Source organism: Enterobacter sp. ODB01 (assembly GCF_001623605.1).
Taxonomy (GTDB): Bacteria; Pseudomonadota; Gammaproteobacteria; order Enterobacterales; family Enterobacteriaceae; genus Enterobacter; species Enterobacter kobei.
The window spans coordinates 1,996,437-2,017,271 of the sequence record NZ_CP015227.1 but is presented as its reverse complement, the minus strand read 5'-3'; the positions used below and the strand labels follow the sequence as shown (position 1 = coordinate 2,017,271).

The window sequence follows — 20,835 nt, the reverse complement described above, 5'->3', positions numbered from 1 at the left end:
GCAGGTTAAGGTGACAGGGAATTAATGATGACATCGTAACGCTTCCCACTCCCTTTTCCTGGTAATTGCCTGCGGCACACCATCTGTTACTCTGCCTGAACTCAAGGAGTGACAAGGATAAGCGATGCTGAACCCAGGATTCGTTACCCGCAAAGCGCTTGCTAACTGGCAGGATGTTCCCGCTTTTCTCCCCCACTTCCAGTTTTATGAAAAACACCAAACGGTCATCCACACTTGTCACCCTGAAAATATTCTGCCGTTGATTGCAAACTTTGACATCCGTCAGGATGCCGTGATTCGGCGGTTAATGTCCTTGCGGCAAATACCGAAAAAATTATTACGGAATAAACAGGCCGGGTCGATGAGCAACTTTGGGTTGCACAGTTTTACCCTTTTGACCCAATCAGCGTCAGAGATCTGTTACGGGTTAAGAGGACAATTCTGGCGTACAGATTTCAACCTTGAAAACATGCCAGATGCCAGCGCTTTTCAGACGCCAGTCGCTGCGGGTAAAGCAAAGCTGCTGCTGCGCTATCAGGTAACGGAACGCGCACCAGGCCAACATGAGCTCTCCACGGAAACCTTTGTTTATTGTCCCGACAGAAGCACTCAGCTAAAAATGACAGCTTACTGGCTGGTCATTCGGGCAGGCAGCGGCTGGATCCGTAAAAGAACGCTGAAGGCAGTTAAGTCGAATATTGAAGGGCTGGAGTGAGATGCTAACGAAAACGTTACAGCGTTAATCAGCAACGCTAATGCCATTTGGTCTCAAACCGCCAGCTGATTGTAAATAACCTTCTTATACGTTGAGCTCATCACAGATGGCATGTATCGTTTGCGCCTTAAGCCAATTGTGTACAATACGTTATGGAAGATACTGATAATGGATTTTAGATTTAGATTAATTACAGCAGAAGATCGCCCTTTTATGGTGCAGATGCTTTATGAGGCAACGATAGCCTCTGAACAAACATTTGACATAGATAATATTGAAATTTTCCCCATTCATATGCATATATAGAAAATTTCCCTGAGGCGGGCGAGGTGGGTATTATTGCGGAATCCACAGACGGAACTCCAGCAGGGGCTGCCTGGCTCAGGAATTTCCCCGAAGGGGACAAACCTGGGATTTCGGGTCCTGAGTTAACGATTGCTATTGCTCCGTCATATCGCCGACAACACCTGGCTAAACGTATAATGGCGCAACTTTATCAGGCAGCCAATGCGTTAAATATTAAAACGCTGAAGCTGGGTGTTTATCAAAAAAAATGTGCCTGCCCTTGCGTTTTATAAAAACGATGGCTGGGAGCCAGATGTTATCTTTGGCGATTACGTGATGATGAAGCGCGCTATTTAATCGGCGCTTATTAAAAAGAATTCCGTCGAGGTAATGCCCACTGTCGAGCACGACCCCGACATTAACGCTGGAGCATATGCGCGAGCTGGCGAAGCGTTTTTGCGTGCCGGTGAATGCGTTTATGGGAATTGATGAGGGTGATATTTTTCTATATTAAGAAAAAAGTGAAGCAGCCAAGCTAGCGATATCGAGGCTAAAACCTTACGGTAATTGTAGCGGCACATCACTGCCTTCAAACACTTCCTTCAAACACTTTCCAAGCGATTTAGAATCTTTTGCAGCAGGAATGACCACGTGATATTCGCTGATGCCAATTTTTTTTGCAGCATCATCATTAAGCACGATCACAAGTTTGTCATCTGTGAGTTGTACGGAACGAATAGAGTCTGTTAACTCATATTCCGTTGACTCACTCTGGAATCCAATGCATTCGTTAACGGATAATTCATCTTCATCGAATCGTCCGATAATGATAAATTTTTTTGGATCATGGCTGTCATCCCCTATTCCGATGGTGAGAACATCATTTTCTTCAGCGCACTTAATACACGTTGCAACAAGATTTTTAATTATACTCATCATTTATCCTTATCATGAATCGTTTTACTCCTGGCAGATTTTTACCGAAAACCTGAAATTCATTAATATAGTTGCAACCGAAAATTGCATCCGCACAAATATTTTTAATATTGCTCTTTTAAAAGGCAAATTATATATTTCCAGCATAGCGAAGCGGCTGTTGCTGCTGTAATATTTACTACACCAGCTACGCCCACCTTACGTCAATGGATGGGCTTCGTCAGGATCACCGCAAGTACTCCTTTATTAAAAATCAAGATCGACGTTAATCACACCTGATGTTTCTATTTTATCATCCTGAACAGTAAGCATATCAACAAACTCATCGAAGGAGTTTGCTATTTTTGTCAGACCGGAAATCACGGCTGAATCATTGAATATTGGATCAGACTCGTGATCCCAAAACCAAATCTCTCCCGACATACCTCCCTTGAGACAAAGACAAATTTGATTATCACCAGACGAGGCTCCTATCGGTAACCATTGATCGCGAAAATCATTCCAGTATGTATCAGCCATTTCAAAGACAGTATATTCTTTACCCGATTCTGCAAGACCGTATAAAGACTCAAGCGTATCAGTTCCTTGCTCATCAGACCATGGAGATGGTTGTAACGCTTTGAAAACAACATTTACATCAAAAAGAACAGAAACGCCAAAATGAAGTAAATAGGCACGATAAGTTTCAGGAATTGGCCCTGTGGATGCTTCTAATGTATTTAAAGTCTTTTTCAGTTCATCTAATGGTAATTGTGTCGATTTCGCTCCAAAGCGCTCTAATTTATTCAACAATGTTCTTTCCTCCATATATCTGATTCGTAGCCAACAGGGGCACATTGGCATGAAGATCTCTCGGCAGAAGAATTATGTTATTCGCAATCAGATGATTGTGGAGTGTGCATCTTTTCCCTTAACAAATTCTGAGCCCCTTTCTGTGTAATGCCTTTTTCCTATGCAATGGCATTATTACCAATGGTAAAATACAAGCATACCTGACATTCTTTTTATTACTGTTTATCTATTTACTAACATCTAAATGTAAAAAAATAAGCCATGATCATATTCTGATTATGGCTTTATTTTGAAATATCATAAATCAACAGTTACATTCATTCCTGCATCAAGAGATGTTTCACAAATTTTCTTGTAAAATTCCGTAAAGCTATTAGTAATTTTATAGATATTGCCGCACTCATTTTGCTCAGCGATCTCAAACTCTTGGATATCATCCTCAGCATGTAGATGTGTTCTGTCCCAATAATACACACCTTGGCTTTCACTGCCATTTAATATAAGGTAAAAATTACCTCCAGGATCATCACCAATAATTAACTTATCATCAATAAAATCAAGTTCACTTAAAAAATTTTCATTTTGACGAAAAATGTCGTGGTTTGGATTTTTCATATTTATTCCAAAAAGGGCATAAAAGGCGATTACCCCTTCATCGACACCTTCATACTCTAACTCACAAAAATCCGGAGATTTTACAACAAAGCCATTTTTCAACTTGAGGAATTCTTTATAATCTTCAGGTAAACTGAATTTGAATATACCCTCCATAAGTTTAATTTCATCTTTATTTGCAGGTTTACCGCATGAAATAGGCATAAGCTCTCCTTGTTAAGGTCATGACTTCTTGATCTTAGATACGCAACCTCTGTTATGGAAAAATTGATTGTAGTAATTAAAGCCGGAACTTAATGGTTTCCGGCATATTCCATTCATTTATCTAAATCAAAAAACATGTATCCTAGCGATAAAAATAATCATAGAATGCATCGAAGTTTTCATTACCGATAAGAGGCATAATTCTTTTCCGCAACTCATCAATAAAATCATCTTTTACTTCATCATTATCATCTGCTATATCAAAGATATCGTATTGACCATATACCACATCAATAAGCTCTGCTAAAGAAAATATGAAACCAGAGAGACTACCAGCTATCTGAAACGGTTCAACTACATTATAACTTGCATAAGCAGAGGTATTCCCTTCATCGATAACCGCAATTATAGGTTTACCTCCACCTAAATCATCGCCAATAACAAGGTAATTCTCTGGTAAGTATTCATAACCACTTTGAGCCTTTAAGAGCTCACTGACTGAGTGAAGTTTAATTGGCGTGAAGCCTGTTTCAATCTTTAATTTTTCAGGATTATAATTTTCATATAAAAATTCCACCTCTGTCGAACGAGGTAAGTTGGACGGGAAGGCATTGTCCAGATCATTGACGGTGCTGAAAATCCCTGAAAGCGAGTATTTATTGCAAATGAAAATAAGTTGTTTTAATGCTTTTTCAATCTCATTAATAATAGTATCAGACGCATCCATAAATATAGCCCTCAGTAATAACTAATTAAATTAAAATTTTTTTTATAGAACTAATTAAAAAATAAGAAAGTAAATGCAATCTGAATAAAAAACAACCTGTATAATATCAGCCGAAAATAATTAATATTAATCCAGCTTTTATTAATCACTTATCTTTACGAGCACTGCCAAAAACCAGCCACGATATTCCCGCCAGATATATTTTTATACAAATACAAAGCACCGTAACCAAAGATGTAATCACCATCAAGCAATGCATCTGGATAATAATCTTCATCTATCTGCATGAAAAATTCATAACCATCTTTTTGCAAAGCATCAAAATAATAATCTTCCGATTGTATTAACCTTGCATCTTCGGTTTTAGTGATAAAGTCAAACTCTTCACTTTCAACCTTATCATACCCAACAACAACTGCCTTATTAATGTGTTTTATCGTAAATACATAATTATTGCTTTCATCAGAAAACGGATGCGTAAAAACTTTTACTGAACAATTGGGGTAGATATTGTTATCAATCATATCCTCATGCCCTTCAGGAATAAGTATCGTAATATACTCATGTCCATCATCAGGATTCTGAACTGTCAAATAAAACTTATGCCCCTGAATATCACCTAGTTTATCTAAAAAGAATTCAGGGACATTTCCACCTATCCGCCCAATGACATTACCATCAGAAAAGATACTTATTTTAGAGATCAGGTTATCTTTAATCATTTCTTCAACTCACCCCCATAAAAAGTACATTTTCTCTTTCCTAATTCCCATAACAATTTCAGCGTAAAAATTCTTAGCATCTTTAAGTCACATTTATGATCAACTACAATGTACGTCTCTTTAGGTAGAATTGAAAAACAAATTAATAAAAGCCGGAAAATTTTATTTTCTTTACCGACTAATGGATTTAATAAAGCCTGGAGTCTGAACGTGATTTAGCATCTCTTATACCAAGTCAGCAGAAAAGGAAATATGTTATTAATGAAATAATTGGGCACTCCATCAATGCATCAATGAAGCCCCCTGTAAAAAGTAGTGATCAACAAAGCCCCCTCTTACGAGGGTAAGAACCTATATCACCATGCTTCATCTTCAGGAATTATTTTTCCGATAAAACTGTCAAAATCTGGCTCAAGATAGATCTCCTCCTGATTTTCCAAATCACAAAAATATACTGCACCATCATTTATCCCAACACAATAGGGAAACCCACCTCCATCAATTGCGAATGGTATAAAATTTTCTGCAAGAATTTTTTTGTTAACTACTAAATCCTTATAGTAATCATCAACAGTTAATATGCCTGAACTTTTAGTATGTAATATAGGTAAGAAATATTTTATATCATTCTCGTAGTGTTCACTTTGATAAACACGACGACCTTCGTCCAGTATGCCACCATTACTTATAAGCCATAAAGATTTTAAGGCATTAGGAAAAGTTACGCCCAGCGAAACTTCGATCTTGCCTAGCTCATTAGCAGATACAGCAGGTGAAGAATCTATAAGTTTAATCATCATTTCTCTCCTATTGACAATGTTTAGGAATACGACCTCTCAGCCATCCTTTACTATGAGATATTTTTATAGCTTCAGGAGAGCCATACTTCACTCCAAAATGTTTTTCGAACTGAGATACAGACCCCTTATGTGGGAAAGATGCTTTGTGCGCCTCAGTCGTGACTAACTGCATAGTTGACTTACCTGTTTTTGGATCAAAATCATCAAGGTGATGCCATGTATATTCGCTTGCATCAGCTTCACTTATGCCTGCAAGTTTGTAGGCTTCTGTGAAATCCCGCCCCCTTGATCCTTGAAGGGTAATTTCAACGATATTTCGTTGTGTCCCAGTAACAGGATAAAGTGATGGGCTTCCACTAAAGTCAACGCCGCTCAATGCCAGACCCATAGGGTCTATCCATAACAGAGAGTTAGGGGCATAGTTATATAAATTTAAGTTTCCACCCGCCAACCCAATCGGATCCTGCACAATAAACCGCCCGACCTGCGGGTCGTAGTAGCGGAACAGGTTATAATGCAGCCCCGTCTCACCATCAGAATACTGCCCGGCATAGCGAAGCGGCTGGTGCGCCAACGCCGTGCGATTCACAAGCCTCGAGAAACCTTCGCTCTGATGACGCACCTCGCCAAAGCTGCCGTACTGGCCGCTCCAGCGCACCGCGCCGCGCTCGTCGGTCACTTCCAGCGGCGCGCCGTTCAGATCGGTGTTAAACCAGTAAATCTCACCGCTGTTCTGGTCACGAAGATGATCCACCCGCGCCAGCGGGCTCCAGGCTTCATTGGGGTCGTAGATATAGGTGTTGCACAGCCCGCTCTCCTGCTGCTCCTGCAGCAGCCGGTAGCCCTGCCACAGGAAGCGCGTTTCGGTGGTGCCGTGCGTCGTAGTGACGATTTTGCGCGTGCGGCGGCCCAGCGCGTCGTAGTGATAGCGCGCCTCAAACCGCCCTTCCGGCCCGGTTCCCCGGGCGGATACCAGACGGTTCTCGGCGTCATACGCATAATGCTGTTCATACAGCCCGTTGCGACGGCTGACCAGGTTGCCCCAGTGGTCGTATTTCATGAACAGCGCCTGCCAGTGCTGCAGGCGGTTATCCGTGACCGGTGCCGCATCGTCACTGGCGGCGAGGTTATCCGCGGCGTCATAGCTGAACTGCGCGCGGCTGTGCCCCTGGCGGGCCTCGTAGTGCTTCAGCAGACGACCTTCGGCGTCGTAGCCGTAATCTACCTCACCGCGCAGGGTGTCGCTGACGCCGGAAAGCTCACCGCGCGCGGTGTAGCGATACAGCCGTTCCAGGAGCGCTTTCTCCGGCAGGGTCACGTCCGTACTCAGCTCACTGCGCTGAAGGGTGCGTCTGCCCAGGCTGTCATACTGGCGGAACTGCTCGCGCGCGCCCTGGGTGCGGCGCACCTCGCGGTGCAGGCGGTCGCGGGTGAACTCGGTCACCAGCTGCTGCCCGAAGCGGATGGCGCTTACGTGGCCGGAGCCGTAGTGCAGCCAGGCCAGATTTTGCTCGCCGGGCAGCGTCAGGCCGGTCAGGTTGCTCAGGGCATCCCATTCGTAGCCCACCGCGCCGTTAATACCGGATTCGCTCAGCACGCGCCCGTTGGCATCGTGCCGGTAAACAATCTCATCGCTTTCGATACCCAGGGCAACGCCTTCTGCGGTTGGCGTGCGGCGGATGCGGGTAATCTGGCCGCTCAGGTCGCGGAAGTAGCGGTACTCCGCGTGGCGCTGAGTGCGCCCGATCAGCAGCCCGCTGTCGTCATAGCTGAACTGCTGGACGCGACGGGCGATGCCGCCGTCGGCGGCAGGCCGGCCGTTCTCTTCGAGCGCGCAGAGGAACCCTCGCGCGTCCCATTCCATATGGCGCACGGTATCGTCCGGGCGAGTTTCGCTGAGCGGGCGGCCCACGGCGTCGTAGGTGAAGCGGTATTCCGCCCCGTTGCCGTTATCGAGTCGCAACAGGTTACCGCGCGGGTCATAGCGCCACTGGCGCACGCGGCCAATTCGGTCGGTAAGGCTGACCGGGAGGCCGAGCGCGTTATAGGCCCAGCTCACTTCGCTTTCCAGCGGGTCGCGCCAGCCCGTGAGCTGGCCGCGTTCATTCCACACCAGCGACTCACGGCTGCCGTCCGGGTGGATCACGGCGCTCAGCAGCCCGGCACGGCTCCATTCCCGACGCGTAATATTCCCTTCCGCATCCTCGCTGGCAATCAGCTGCCCGAATCGGTCGTAGGTAAAGCGGGTCACGCTGCCGGAGCAATCGGTGCGCTGCGTCAGCAGCCCCTGGTGGTTCCAGACCAGACGCACCACGCCGCCAATGGCGTCGGTGATGCTCTCCGGCAGGTTTTCTTGATCGTCGGGATAGTCATACGCGGTGGCGTTACCGGCCGGATCCGTTTCCGACAGCAGGCGACCGCGAAGGTCGTACATGGCCTGCGATGAGGTACCGTCCGGATACACTGTCCGGGTGATGCGGTCGGTCAGACGATACCAGTGATACTCCGTACGGCGGCCCGCCGGGTCCGTCTCGCTGGTCATGCGGCCGTATTTGTCCCACGTGCTGCGGCGCATCGCTCCGCCGGGGAGAATGACGTCGCAGAGTTCGCCGTCGCGGTAAACAAACGTCGTCTGACGACCGTCGTAATCCGTGAAGCGCGCAACGTTGTCGTCGTCGTCCACCAGCCAGTGCGCCTGCGCGCCGTCATCGCGGGTCGCACGGCGGGTGCCGTTATCAAAATCGTATTCGAATGTCAGCTGTTCGCCGCCGCTGTGGCGGAAGCCGACCACGCGCGGCAGGCCATCAATCTCCTGCCAGCGGTATTCGCTCAGCAGGCCGTTGGCGTCCTCATGGGCGCTCATTAGCCCGTCCTGCCAGCGGAAGCGTCGGCGCACGCTACCGCCCCGGCCGGTCACACAGACCAGCTGGCGCTGTTCATCATAAGCGTAACTGACCAGGCAGATCTCGTCATCCAGCCAGGCACCGGCAAGCCTGTCACTGTCGTAGCGGCAGACTACGCGCTGGCCTGCGCTGTCGGTCAGGGCATGCAGGGTATTATTCGCATTCCACTCGAAGAGGATAGCGTTGCCGCAGGGTTCAGAGATCTGCTGGAGCAGCGACGGGGCATCATCCTTAAGCGGCGCATAGTGCCAGCGCTCGCCGCTGACGTCATACACCGACCAGCTGTCGTCAGAGTGGTGCTCAAGCCAGTTTTTTTCGCTTTCGCAGTAGGTGCGCATCCCTTTCGGGACATTCGGGAAGGCGATGTAATCACCGGACGGCGCACGCCACATCAGCCCGTCCTGATACGGCTCCAGGCGGCTTTCCCAGAACAGGCTCCAGCCGCGGCCCAGCACGCTGTCACCGGGGTTGCCGCTGCGCCAGTAGCGCTGCCAGCGCACCGGCAGACGGGAAGGCAGGACGAAGTCCAGCTCGTCATCCCCGCTGAGAAACTTCTGCCCGCTGACGATATCCACCGGGCGGGCGATGATCCCCGCGGCGGCAACGCCGGTCATCAGCGTGCCGGCGCGGCAGGCGATACGGGCCAGCTTATTGATACCGGGAATTTTCCCCAGCAGCTTAGAGAGCGCCCCAACTTTGCCAGCGGCACCGCCCCACCCGCCGAGCAGGCCGGCGAACAGCAGGGTAAGATCGGAGACTTTATACAGCCACTCGGGGACTTCAGACTGAATGGGCAGGGTTTGCTGCGGGTCGCCGCCGATGATGACGTTGTCCGAACCGGTCATCACCTTCGCGTCGCAGGTGGTACGATCCCCGATGCGGGACGCAGGCTGGCTGTTAATGAAGACTCGCTTAGAGCCTTCGGCCATCTGCTGCGAGCCGTCGTCAGAACAGTCGACGGTGCTATCGGTGGCAAGCGCGGCGGGTTTACCGTTGATAAACACATTGGGCGAGCCGGAAGTGATGACGCCTTTCTTCGTCATACTGGATGCCCCGGCGTCCGCGATGCTGTCGCGGGCGGCGGTCGCCAGCTCCCCGGTGTAGTACCCCACGGCCAGGCTCGCGCCGACGAGCAGGACGCCCACGCCCAGGCAGGATGCGCCAAGTCCGGCAATAAACATCGCCCCCGCCAGAATGCCCCCGGCGGCGGCAATCAGGCCGCCGACAATCGTTCCGGCAATCATCCCGGCAAGCGCACCGGAGTGGCCGATATCATCACCTACGCGTGCAGCTTCAAACATAACAACGGTCCCTGATGTTAATGGTGGAAGCGAAAGCTCCTGAGAAGATCGCCAAACATCGCGCGGTCAGCATCGCCCGGCGCGCGGGTGCAGGTCATGGTGAAGACCAGAATTTTATTGCCGTCGACGTTAAACACGGCCTGCTGCTGCCAGATGCGTTTGCCGTCGCGCAGGTAGCTGGCATGGACGGTTTCACCCTGTGAAAGGCCGTCACCCAGCGTAGCGGCGCTACGCTCCCCCTGCTTCCATCCCTTGATGTGTTTTTCCATCAGGGCGAGCTGGCGATCGATGTACGCGGCAAGCGCTTCGCCAGCGTTGAGGGCATCACGGGAGAGGTTGAACGCTGGCGCGTCCGCTGCGGGCGGCGCGAAGACGTTGACGGTACGATCCTGATAACCTTCAGGAAAATCGATCAGACCTTCACTGAAAAGGCACTGCGAAGTTGGTTCTGACATTGAGCGGGTCCCACCACATATTTTCAGAAGCGGTAAGTTTCGCATATGTGTTTAAGGCTGACTATCCCCAGATTTTCGCCCCACCGCCACGCTCGCCGACAGCCCCGCCACCAGCTCAACCCCCTCCGGCAACCTGTCGATATGAATACGCACCGGCACGCGCTGCGCCAGCCGCACCCAGCTAAAGGTGGGTTCGACGTCGGGCAGCCCCAGCCCGCCAGTTTCGTCGTTGCTGTCCCCGATCCCACGCCCGATGCTCTCCACGTGCCCCGTGATGACCGGATCGTATCCCATCAGCACTATCTGCGCGGCATCCCCGACGCGAATATGGCGCAGTTTAGTCTCCTCAAAATACCCCACCACCCAGAAGCTGTGGGCATCGACGATGGCGACCTTTGTCTCCCCCGCCGTCGCGTAGTCTCCGGGCCGAAGCCGCAGGTGCGTAACGTACCCCGAGACCGGCGCACGCACGGTGGCGTGCGCCAGATTCAGCTCTGCCAGATCCAGCGCGGCCAGCGCGCCGTGATAATTGGCCGCCGCGACGTTCGCCGCGCTGCCGGTTTGCTGCACATCCTCGCTCGAAATGGCGTTTTTAATCAGCGTGCGGCGATGGGCCGCGTCCTGGCGCATCAGCATCTCATGGCGTTTCGATTCCACATCCGCCTGCGCGCTGGCCACCGCCAGCCTGAGCCAGCGCGGATCGATGGCGTAGAGTACATCGCCCCGGTTCACCCACTGGTTGTCCCGCACGGCCACGCTGATGACGGGCCCGGAGACATCCGGCGCAATCTGCACCACGTCCGCCCGGACGCGGCCGTCGCGGGTCCACGGCGTTTGCGCGTAGTGTTTCCACATCATAAACGCCAGCAGCGTGGCCGCTGCGACGGCGCTTAACGTCAGCGCATAGCGAGCCAGTAAAGAGAGCAGTGATTTCATGACAATAACCCCAACGCGATCAGGCCCTGCATCAGCAGGTAAAAGATGACAATCCAGATTGAAACATCCATCAGCGGGCGAAACGGCAAGCGCCGGTAGATCCTGCTGAGAGAGAAAAGCGCGACGAGGCTCAGCGTGCAGACCAGCGTCGCGAGGGCGGCCATCAGCAGCCCCGGAATAAAAACGCCGCCGATATTAATATCGTTAACCATGGTCTGGCCCCCGTAATGCACAGTGAAAATCCACCAGCCTGAAGACAAACTGGCGCGTCGGTTCATCTGCGGCAGGCAGGTTTTGCTCGATGATGGCGGTAATGCGTTCGCCTAAGGCGTGGCGGTCCGCGGCGTTTATCCGATGAAATAGCGCGTCAACCTCCCTGCCGGGCGGTGTGTCACTGCGGCGTATATGCATGACTGAAAGCCCCAGGCGCAGCGCGTGCAAAAGCCTTTCAAGCGCCTGCTCTGGCGCACGCTCGCTGCGCTGCAAACGCGGCAGCAACAGGGCAGTTCGGTCCATCATCAGGTTGATCCAGTGCGTTTCGTCGACCCGCAGCGTGCCTTTCACGCTGCGGCGAATGTCGCGCTGGCAGAGGTTCAGCAGACGCGTGATGGCGGCGTCCGCCTGCACGGTTTGCATCAGGCTCATGCTGATGACGGCAAAGCCGGTCGCTGCAAAGAGCGCAATGGCGGTGTTAGCCGCGACGGCGAAGTCGCCGCTGTAGTGCGCGCCCAGCTCGCACAGAATGGGCAGCGTCAGGGTGATGCCCATCGCCATAAACGTGGTTGGCGGGCGCGCCTGAAGCGACCCGGCCAGCAGATACGCCGGAGCAAGCACCGCCACCAGCACCGGGAAATCGCTTACCTGCGGCAGCAGCGCAAAGCTGTAGAGCAGGCTAATCACCACGCCCCAGAACGAGCCAATGATGTATTTCACGATGTGGGGCGCCGGCGTGTCGAAACTGCCAAACAGCGTGCAGCAGACGCCAAGGATAGAGACCGCCGTACCGCCATCCGGCCACGCAGAGAAAATCCAGACCAGGCAACCGCTCAGAATGATGACGAAAGCCCCCAGCGCCGTGCGGGCGGCGGTAAGCGGATCGCGGTGGAAAACGTAGCCTTTTGCCGCGCGGGTTTGCATCTCCCCAAACGCAGGTTTTGCGTGGTGGATAGCCCCGGAAAGACGCTCGCACTGCTCCAGAAGCGCGATAGCCTCTGAGAGGTAGCGAATAAAACTGACCTGCAACGCGTCGTCAATCGTCTGCGCATGCGCGGCATACCGATCGATAAGAAGCGTACAGCGGAGCCGCAACGCCTCAGCCGCACTGCTGGCACCCGCGTCTTCAGCGGCAAGCCAGGCCTGAACATCCTCCCGCAATGCCTGCATGTCGGCGGGCCAAATTCCGGGCGTCAGCAAGCGATCGTGTAGTTCACAGTTGACGATCGCGAGCCGTGCCAGCCGATCGTGAATCGCTTTTCTGGCCTGCCGCACCGGAGCGGACAGGGCAAAATCATACGGAACATGGTGGCTTATCCCCTGCAGGAACTGCAGCGCCAGGGCCAGATGCAGGGGGCCGGAAGCCGCGCCGGGTTTACCCGCCAGGGTGTCCGCCACCCGACCGCGCGCGGCCTGTAGCGTCTGGGATAATTTCGCGTTGAATAGCCCTGATACGCGTGCGGGCAGCACGTAGCGGTGAATCAGCCCCGCACAGAAAATCCCAATCGCGATCTCCTGCACGCGGACGAGGGCAACGTTAAAAATGCCACCCGGATCGGATACCGCGGGAAAACCAATCAGGCTCGCGGTGTAACCGGCCAGCACGAAGGCATAGGCCCGGGGCGTGCGCTCCAGCAGGGAGAGCCACAGGCAGAACGTGATCCAGCCCGTCAGCACCACGCTGCACAGGATCGGCATATTCGCGAAGATGGGCACGATCAGAACGGTCGCGCAGGCCCCGGCCACGGTCCCGGCCAGCCGGTAGAGGCTTCTGCTCAGCGACGCCCCGACCGACGTCTGCGATACGATGTAAACCGTAATAATGGCCCATGAAGGACGTTCGAGACCTATCGACAGCGCGAGGTAGTAAGCCAGCATCGCCGCGGCAAAACTCTTCGCGGAGTAGATCAGCGCGCCCGCATCGTTTCGCAATGTGGCGGGGAGACGCACGTGATGAGAGAAGATTTTATTCATGCCGGGATTATTACCGGCTTGCAGACCCGCTTAAATACTCTATTCTGTCAAAAAATACCTAAATGTTGCCAGAATCATGAAGCCGCAATCCGCTAATACGCTGTATGACCCTGACTCTACCGCCTCTCCTGCCGTGGCGCGTCATCTGGACTTTGTGGACTACGCTGCGGAAGTGCCGGTGCATACCCATCGCAAGGGCCAGCTGATTATTGCCCGTTACGGCGCGGTCAGCTGTTACGCGGAGAATGACATCTGGATCGTGCCGCCAGACTGCGCAGTCTGGATCCCCGGCGGGATCCCGCACAGCGCGAAAGCGACGTGGAACGCGCATCTGAACTATTTGTTTATTGAGCCCGGCGCGGCGGCGCTGCCGGAGAGGTGCTGCACCCTGGCGATCTCGCCGTTGATTACGGAGCTGGTCGACCGCCTGACGCGCGAAGGCGTGGATTATCCTCCCGACAGCCACGCCGCCAGACTGACCCGGGTCACGCTGGATGAGCTCGCCAGCATGCCGCAGCAGAAGCTCAGCCTGCCGGTCTCGACCGACCCGAAAATTCGCGCCATGGCCGACGCGCTGGTCAGCCGCCCTGAGGACAGAAGCACCCTGAAAGACTGGGCGAAACGGCTCGCCCTCAGCGAGCGCTCGTTTGCACGCCTGATGCAACGCGAGACCGGGCTGAGCTTTGGGCGATGGCGGCAGCAGTTGCACCTGATTATTGCCCTGCGGGAGCTGGCCAGCGGCGTGCCTGTCCAGAACGTGGCGGCAACGCTTGGGTATGAATCCGTGAATGCGTTTATCACCATGTTCAGAAAAGCGATGGGCAGCACACCCGCGCATTATTTTGCCGAACGGAAAAACAGCGGCCGTTAACCCGGCCCTTCGCTCCCCGCCGCCAGCAGCGGCACCACCACGTCGCTGATGGGCACCGCAATCCCGTGTTTGCGGCCATAGCGCGGGATCACGCCGTTGCGGATATCCCACTCCATTGGACGGTTGGCCTGACGATCGGCCAGGATCGACGTGCCCAGGTCTTCAGGCGCACGCTGAAAGTTCGCCAGGATCTCCCCGGCCACCGCATCGTCAAGCTTCGCCCCCTCGGCGCGGGCAACGGTAAGCCCCTCGCGCAGATAGGCCAGCGCAAGTTCGCTGATGTCCTCACGCCTGAACATCCCGGCGCGGCGGTTAGCCAGCACCATCAGCCCGGCGACCGCGTTTTGCAGCAGCTTGCGCCAGGCGACCGTGGCGAAATCTGCCGAGAGTTCCACTTCACAGCGCGTACCGAGAAGCGCATCCACCACCCGCTGCGCCTGCGGCACCTCCGGCAGCGTCAGGCGCGGTTTGGCACGCAGCCACACGGAGGCATCCGGCTCGCGCTGTGCCGGGAACCAGACCACCGACGGCAGCACCGTTGCGCCGTTGACCCACGGCTCAAGCTGGGCTTTCTGCTCCACGCCGTTTTGCAGGGCGCAGACCACGGTGTTTTCATCGCACAGCGCGCGCAGCCATCCGGCGCTGTCGGCATTTTGCGTCGTTTTTACCGCGATAAAAACCAGATCGGCGGGACGCGTAATGACGGCAGGATCGGTTAAGACCGGACCGGGTACCACCGTTTCGCCCTCGTCATAACGCAGGCGTAATTCCGGATGTGCGGTACGTCCGCACAGCAGCGGCGTGCGGCCCACGTCATGCAGCACCGCGGCAATGGTGGTCCCAATCGCACCGGGACCTATCAGCGCAATCACTGGATTGTCAGACATGATTAACTCCCCTTTTCGCTAAGCCTGCTAACAGTTATACCACCCTGAAAAGTGAGCGCCACGTCGTTGTCTATACTCAACACACAACTGACAACGGAGTGCGCCATGCCTTTACCCGATTTCACGTCCTCTGAACCGTTCACCCTCGGCATCGAACTCGAACTGCAGGTGGTTAATCCGCCCGGGTACGATCTGAGCCAGGACTCTTCCGCGCTGATCGCCGCCGTCAAAGACGACATCAAAGGCGGAGAAGTGAAGCACGACATCACCGAAAGCATGCTCGAAATCGCCACCGGCGTATGCCAGACCATCGACCAGGCAGCGGCGCAGTTCTCGGTGATGCAGCAGAGTATTCTGCGCGCGGCGGCGGAGCAGCATATCCAGATCTGCGGCGGCGGGACGCATCCGTTCCAGAAATGGCAGCGCCAGGAGGTGTGCGATGACGAGCGCTATAACGTCACGCTGGAGCGCTTTGGCTACCTGATTTTGCAGGCCACGGTGTTCGGCCAGCACGTACACGTCGGCTGTCGAACCGGGGACGATGCCATTTACCTGCTGCACGGTCTGTCGCGCTTTGTGCCGCACTTTATCGCCCTCGCCGCCGCGTCACCCTACATGCAGGGCACGGACACGAAGTTCGCCTCATCGCGTCTGAATATTTTTTCGGGATTTCCGGATAACGGCCAGATGCCGTGGGTCAACAACTGGCAGGCGTTCGAAGGGCTGTTCCGCCGCCTGAGCGCCACCAGCATGATCGACAGCATTAAAGACCTGCACTGGGACATTCGCCCCAGCCCGCACTTTGGTACCGTGGAAGTGCGGGTGATGGATACGCCGCTGACGCTCAGCCACGCGATAAACATTGCCGGGCTGATCCAGGCAACCTCCCACTGGCTGCTGACCACGCGGCCCTATAAGCATCAGGAGAAGGATTTTCTGCTGTACCGATTTAACCGTTTTCAGGCCTGTCGCTACGGGCTGGAGGGGATTCTGACGGACGTGCATACCGGCGAACAGAAAACCGTGGCGGAAGATATCGCCTGGCTGCTGGAACAGGTTGCGCCATCGGCCGAGAAGCTCGGCGCGACAAGCGCAATCACTGAAATTGCCCTGCTGTTAAAGCAGGGCAAGAGCGAGGCGCAGCGCATGCGGGACTTTATTGCCGACGGCGGCTCGCTTATTTCTCTGGTTCAGAAGCACTGCGAGCTGTGGGCGACGAGTCCGTAAGGCCGTGGCCCCACTCACGCAGACGCTGGAACAGCACGAACAGAGCGGGGATGAACACGATCCCCACGACGGTCGCCACCAGCATACCGCTGAACACCGTGGTGCCAATGATGCGACGGCTCTGGGCACCCGCCCCGGTCGCCAGCATCATTGGCATGACGCCGATAATAAACGACACGGCGGTCATCATCACCGCGCGGAAGCGGCGCGAAGCCCCTTCCCTCGCCGCATCGACAATCGTCATTCCGTCCATACGCCGGGCGCGGGCGAACTCCACGATAAGAATCGCGTTTTTGGCCGCCAGCGCGATCAGCAATACCAGACCAATTTGCACGTAGACATCGTTGGCGTAGCCCGCCATCCACAGCCAGACCAGCGCCCCGCCGAGGGCGAAGAGCACCGAGAGCATCACGCTCGCCGGGAGCGTCCAGCTCTCATACTGGGCGACGAGAAACAGCCACGCCATCACCACCGCCGCCAGCACAATCCATATCGCCTGATTGCCGGTCTGCTGCTCCTGATACGACATGCCGCTCCAGGCATAGTCGTATCCGGCAGGCAGGATCTCTGCCAGAATTTCGCTCATCACCGCCATCGCGGTGCTGCTGCTCACCCCTTCCGCCGCCGAGCCGCTCACCGACACGGACGGAAACTGGTTGTACTGCTGCAGGAACGGCGCGCCAACGCCCGGCGTGATGGTGACGAGGTTGCTCAGGCGCACCCGCTCGCCGCTGTTGCTGCGCACAAACAGCTCGCTGATTTGCTCAGCGCGCTCGCGCCACTGCATTTCGTTCTGCATGACAACGTGGTAGACGCGGTTGTTGATGCTGAAATCCCCGGCGCGCGTGCCGCCAAAGGCGGTTTGCAGGCTACTGAAGATGCGCGATACCGGCACGTCGAGACGGGCCGCACGCTCGCGATCGACGGTCAGCGTCAGCTGCGGGACGTTGCTGCTCCAGGTGGTGAACACACGGCTTAGCTGCGGGTGCTGATTGGCTTTCATCAGCACCCCGCGCGTCACGCGCTCCAGCTCCGCCGGGCTTTGCCCCGCCTGCGCCTGTATGCGCAGATCGAAGCCGGAGGCGTTGCCCAGCCCCGGCAGGGTCGGCGGCGCGAAGGTCATGATGGTTGCTTCCGGCAGGGCCAGCAGCTGACGTTGCAGGGTAGCCATCACCTCGTCCAGCGGCGGGCGCTCGCTCCAGTCTTTGAGCATGATGGAGATAAACCCGCCGTTGGAAGCGCTGGTGCCGTTAAGAATGTTAAAGCCGGAGACCTGAATCACGTCTTCCACCGCCGGATTTTTAGCGATTAATTCGCGTGCGGTGGTCATTACCGCTTCGGTGCGCTCCAGCGAGGCGGCTTCCGGCAGCTGAACGCTGGCAAAGAAGTAGCCCTGGTCCTCCTGTGGCAGGAAGCCTTTTGGCATCGACGTAAAGCTGAACGCAACCACGGCCGCCGCGCCTGCGGTGGCCAGCAGCGCCAGCCACGGCCGCAGGGTGAAGACGCTTACGATCCGGGTATAGCGATTGCGCGTGGCATCCAGCCCGCGGTTGAATCCACGAAAAATCGCAGCGGGCTGTGCCGGACGCGGGCGCAGCAGCATTGCACAGAGCGCGGGCGTCAGGGTCAGCGCCACCAGGCTTGAGAGCGTGACCGCCGTGGAAAGCGTGACCGCGAACTGGCGGTAAAGCTCACCGACAATCCCCGGCAGCAGCGCCACCGGCACAAATACCGCCAGCAGCACTAGCGTCGTGGCTATCACCGGCCCGGCAATCTGGCGCAGCGCCAGCACGGTCGCCGCCGTGCGGCTCTGCCCTTCCGCCATCAGCGTTTCGACGCTCTCCACCACAACGATGGCATCATCCACCACCATCGTCAGCGCCAGAATGATGGCGAACAGGCTGAGCGTGTTGGCGGAGTAGCCCAGCGTGTACAGCACCGCAAACGTGCCCACCAGCGACACCGGAATGGCGAGCGCAACAATCAGCGTCGCGCGCCAGCTTTGCAGGAACAGGGATACAACAACAACGACCGCCAGCATCGTCAGCGCCAGCGAGACGCCGATCTCCTTGATGGTGGCCGCAACGAAGGTGGTGGTATCGAATTTCACCTCGTAGACCAGGTCGTCCGGGAAGCGCGACGCGAGGCGCTCCAGCTCGGCGCACACCGCGTCGGCCACGCGCAGGGCGTTGGCGGACGGTGTCGGGTAGATGCCGAGGTAGGCGGAGTCGTGTCCGTTCAGCTGCGCGCCGGAGCTGTAGCTACGCGAGCCAAGCTCGATGGTGGCGACGTCCTTCAGGCGCACCAGCTGGCCCATCTCGCCGGCGCGGATAATGATGTCAGCAAAATCATCAGACTGGTTCAGGCGCCCCAGCCCGTTGATGGTCAGGGTCTGCTGCTGGCCGTTAAACACCGGCGGCGTGCCGACCTGGCCCGCCGCTCCCTGCACGTTCTGCTCGCGCAGCGCCTGCGCCACGTCGTCCGTGGTAACGTTCAGGGCGTTCATGCGGTCTGGACGCAGCCAGATGCGCATGCTGTAGTCGCGCGCGCCAAACATCTGCACCTGACCGACGCCCGGCAGGCGCGACAGCGCCTCACGCACCTGGGTGCTGGCGTAGTTACTGACGAACAGCGGCGTGTGGGTATTGTCAGGTGAGTAAAGACTTACCCCCATCATCAGATTGGTGGCGCGTTTGCGCACCTGCACGCCGTTTTGCTGCGCCTCCGCTGGCAGTTGCGCCACGGCCTGCGCCACGCGGTTTTGCACGTCGATGGCGGCTAAATCCGGATCGGTCCCCGCGGCAAAGGTGATGTTAAGGCTGTAGGTGCCTTCATCCGAACTCGTGGACTCCATGTACAGCATGTGATCCACGCCGTTAAGCTGCGTCTCCAGCGGCGTGGCGATAGCCTCCGCCACGTCAGCCGAACTGGCCCCCGGCCAGCTGGCAGAGACATTCACCACCGGCGGCGTGATCTGCGGATACTGCTCCACCGGGATAATCTTCAGCGCGATGGCCCCCAGCAGGGTAATGACCAGCGCTATCACCATCGCAAAGCGCGGGCGTTTGATGAAAAACGTCAGCATGATGGCTCCTTAATTCAGTATCTGGACGGCAGCACCGGGCTGTACACGCTGTGCACCGTCAGTGATCGCTCGCTCACCAGGCTTAACACCGGAAGCAATCTGGAACCGCTGCCCAACCTGCCCGGCAATTTTTAGCGGGCGTTTTTCGGCGTTTCCGTCGGCACTCACCACCCAAGCAAAGAATCCATCGCCATTCTGCTGGACCGCAGCGGCAGGGAGCGTCAGTACCGGCTGCTCGCTGGCCGGGCGCAGCGTCACATTTACGTTGCCGCCGGGCAACAGCTGATGGCGCGGGTTGGCAAACCCGGCGCGCAGTATCACGCTGGCGGTGCGCGGGTCGATGCGGTTATCCACCGAGGTCAGTTCACCGCGGATACGCTGTCCGTTGCTGTCAATGAATACCTGCCACGCCTGTTTCATGGCGCTGATATCTGCATGCTGTCCGGCTTTGGTGGCAAAGGCGCCCTCTTCCAGCGCAAAAGCGATGCGGATCGGATCAAGCTGGACTACCTCCACCAGCACGCCGCTTGCGGGGTTGACCAGGCTACCTGCGTGGAAGTTGCTGTGCCCCACGCGACCGTCAATCGGCGAGGTGATGCGGGTGTAGTTCAGGGTGACGTTGCGTGCGTCGAGCCGGGCTTTGGCCTGCTCCAGCGCGGCGCGGGCGACGTCGCGCTGCATACGCGCGTTGTCCACGTCATGACGGCTGATGGCCTTGCTGCTGCCCAGGCTTTCAAAGCGGGAAAGCTGCTGCTGCGCCTGGCGCAGCGTGGCTTCAGCGCTGTTGACTTCGGCCTGCGCCAGACGCACGGCGGCACGCGGCTCGGCATCGTCCAGCTCAAACAGCACATCCCCTTTTTTCACATACTGCCCGTCGCGAAAGTGGATTTTAGTGATAACACCTTCCGTGCGGGCGCGTAGCTCAACGGTGTGGATGGCTTCAATGCGCCCCGGGATCTGACGCTCGGCGGCGTGGGCGGTCTGCTCCACGTTGGCGACGCGCACGGGAATGGCGGCGAAGACGGGTTGCAGGGTGCAGGCAAGGAGTGCGAACAGGAGTGGGAATTTCATGGAGAGTACCTCAGCGTAATTTCACCCCTCACCCCGGCCCTCTCCCCAAAGGGGCGAGGGAGAAAATCGAGCCGCCCCTTCACCTCAGAGCAGAGGGAGAAAACCGGGCTGTCCCC

At 55.5% G+C, this 20,835-nt stretch carries 18 protein-coding genes; 4 read left to right on the top strand and 14 right to left on the bottom strand.

Going from position 1 to position 20,835, the window contains the following annotated elements:
- The first annotated feature begins 124 nt into the window (after positions 1-124).
- Positions 125-715 carry a hypothetical protein gene (locus tag A4308_RS09600; RefSeq protein WP_023332319.1) on the top strand — a complete coding sequence of 197 codons (591 nt, stop codon included), beginning with the start codon at positions 125-127 and terminating at the stop codon, positions 713-715.
- Positions 716-1,044: 329 nt separating this feature from the next.
- Positions 1,045-1,293, top strand: coding sequence for a GNAT family N-acetyltransferase (locus A4308_RS21760; RefSeq protein WP_071852621.1), 249 nt, complete (start codon positions 1,045-1,047; stop codon positions 1,291-1,293).
- Between the two features lie 265 nt (positions 1,294-1,558).
- Here the strand turns inward: A4308_RS21760 and A4308_RS09595 are convergent, their stop codons facing one another.
- The 11 genes from A4308_RS09595 to A4308_RS09545 form a co-directional block, all read right to left on the bottom strand.
- The gene (locus A4308_RS09595; RefSeq protein WP_230278564.1) at positions 1,559-1,939 is read right to left on the bottom strand and encodes an Imm10 family immunity protein; all 381 of its coding nucleotides are present in this window, start codon (positions 1,937-1,939) and stop codon (positions 1,559-1,561) included.
- Between the two features lie 243 nt (positions 1,940-2,182).
- Positions 2,183-2,728 (bottom strand): SMI1/KNR4 family protein, encoded by a 546-nt coding sequence (locus A4308_RS09590; protein WP_032628746.1) that lies wholly within the window; start codon positions 2,726-2,728, stop codon positions 2,183-2,185.
- Positions 2,729-3,025: 297 nt separating this feature from the next.
- The gene (locus A4308_RS09585) at positions 3,026-3,547 is read right to left on the bottom strand and encodes an SMI1/KNR4 family protein (protein ID WP_023332316.1); all 522 of its coding nucleotides are present in this window, start codon (positions 3,545-3,547) and stop codon (positions 3,026-3,028) included.
- A gap of 142 nt (positions 3,548-3,689) precedes the next feature.
- Complete coding sequence (locus A4308_RS09580; RefSeq protein ID WP_023332315.1) at positions 3,690-4,274, bottom strand: hypothetical protein; 585 nt, start codon at positions 4,272-4,274, stop codon at positions 3,690-3,692.
- 155 nt (positions 4,275-4,429) lie between these two features.
- Positions 4,430-4,996: a hypothetical protein gene (locus A4308_RS09575; RefSeq protein WP_023332314.1), complete on the bottom strand. Its 567-nt coding sequence runs from the start codon at positions 4,994-4,996 to the stop codon at positions 4,430-4,432.
- A 356-nt stretch (positions 4,997-5,352) separates the two neighbouring features.
- Positions 5,353-5,796 carry an SMI1/KNR4 family protein gene (locus A4308_RS09570; protein WP_032628744.1) on the bottom strand — a complete coding sequence of 148 codons (444 nt, stop codon included), beginning with the start codon at positions 5,794-5,796 and terminating at the stop codon, positions 5,353-5,355.
- Between the two features lie 7 nt (positions 5,797-5,803).
- Positions 5,804-10,000 (bottom strand): RHS repeat-associated core domain-containing protein, encoded by a 4,197-nt coding sequence (locus tag A4308_RS09565; protein ID WP_045281654.1) that lies wholly within the window; start codon positions 9,998-10,000, stop codon positions 5,804-5,806.
- Positions 10,001-10,017: 17 nt separating this feature from the next.
- Positions 10,018-10,455: a DcrB-related protein gene (locus A4308_RS09560; RefSeq protein WP_045281655.1), complete on the bottom strand. Its 438-nt coding sequence runs from the start codon at positions 10,453-10,455 to the stop codon at positions 10,018-10,020.
- A gap of 51 nt (positions 10,456-10,506) precedes the next feature.
- On the bottom strand, positions 10,507-11,391 hold the full coding sequence (locus A4308_RS09555) for an efflux RND transporter periplasmic adaptor subunit (protein ID WP_023332311.1): 885 nt from the start codon (positions 11,389-11,391) through the stop codon (positions 10,507-10,509).
- A complete protein-coding gene (locus A4308_RS09550; RefSeq protein ID WP_045281656.1) occupies positions 11,388-11,603 on the bottom strand; it encodes a DUF1656 domain-containing protein in 216 nt (71 codons plus the stop codon). Before A4308_RS09550 ends, A4308_RS09555 begins: the two co-directional genes overlap by 4 nt.
- Positions 11,596-13,578, bottom strand: coding sequence for an FUSC family protein (locus A4308_RS09545; RefSeq protein WP_049011081.1), 1,983 nt, complete (start codon positions 13,576-13,578; stop codon positions 11,596-11,598). Before A4308_RS09545 ends, A4308_RS09550 begins: the two co-directional genes overlap by 8 nt.
- A gap of 76 nt (positions 13,579-13,654) precedes the next feature.
- Here A4308_RS09545 and A4308_RS09540 point away from each other — a divergent pair, with 76 nt between their 5' ends.
- A complete protein-coding gene (locus A4308_RS09540) occupies positions 13,655-14,449 on the top strand; it encodes an AraC family transcriptional regulator (protein ID WP_014882884.1) in 795 nt (264 codons plus the stop codon).
- On the opposite strand, the gene A4308_RS09535 is transcribed toward A4308_RS09540, so the two are convergent.
- A complete protein-coding gene (locus A4308_RS09535; RefSeq protein ID WP_014882883.1) occupies positions 14,446-15,336 on the bottom strand; it encodes an oxidoreductase in 891 nt (296 codons plus the stop codon). The two genes, A4308_RS09540 and A4308_RS09535, sit on opposite strands and share 4 nt — an antisense overlap.
- 105 nt (positions 15,337-15,441) lie before the next feature.
- On the opposite strand from A4308_RS09535, the gene A4308_RS09530 reads away from it, so the two are divergent.
- Positions 15,442-16,563: a YbdK family carboxylate-amine ligase gene (locus tag A4308_RS09530; RefSeq protein WP_045281658.1), complete on the top strand. Its 1,122-nt coding sequence runs from the start codon at positions 15,442-15,444 to the stop codon at positions 16,561-16,563.
- On the opposite strand, the gene A4308_RS09525 is transcribed toward A4308_RS09530, so the two are convergent.
- Both A4308_RS09525 and A4308_RS09520 read right to left on the bottom strand, forming a co-directional pair.
- Positions 16,514-19,648 carry an efflux RND transporter permease subunit gene (locus tag A4308_RS09525; protein ID WP_045281659.1) on the bottom strand — a complete coding sequence of 1,045 codons (3,135 nt, stop codon included), beginning with the start codon at positions 19,646-19,648 and terminating at the stop codon, positions 16,514-16,516. The two genes, A4308_RS09530 and A4308_RS09525, sit on opposite strands and share 50 nt — an antisense overlap.
- Before the next feature lie 9 nt (positions 19,649-19,657).
- Positions 19,658-20,719, bottom strand: coding sequence for an efflux RND transporter periplasmic adaptor subunit (locus A4308_RS09520; protein WP_049011077.1), 1,062 nt, complete (start codon positions 20,717-20,719; stop codon positions 19,658-19,660).
- Positions 20,720-20,835: the final 116 nt, after the last annotated feature.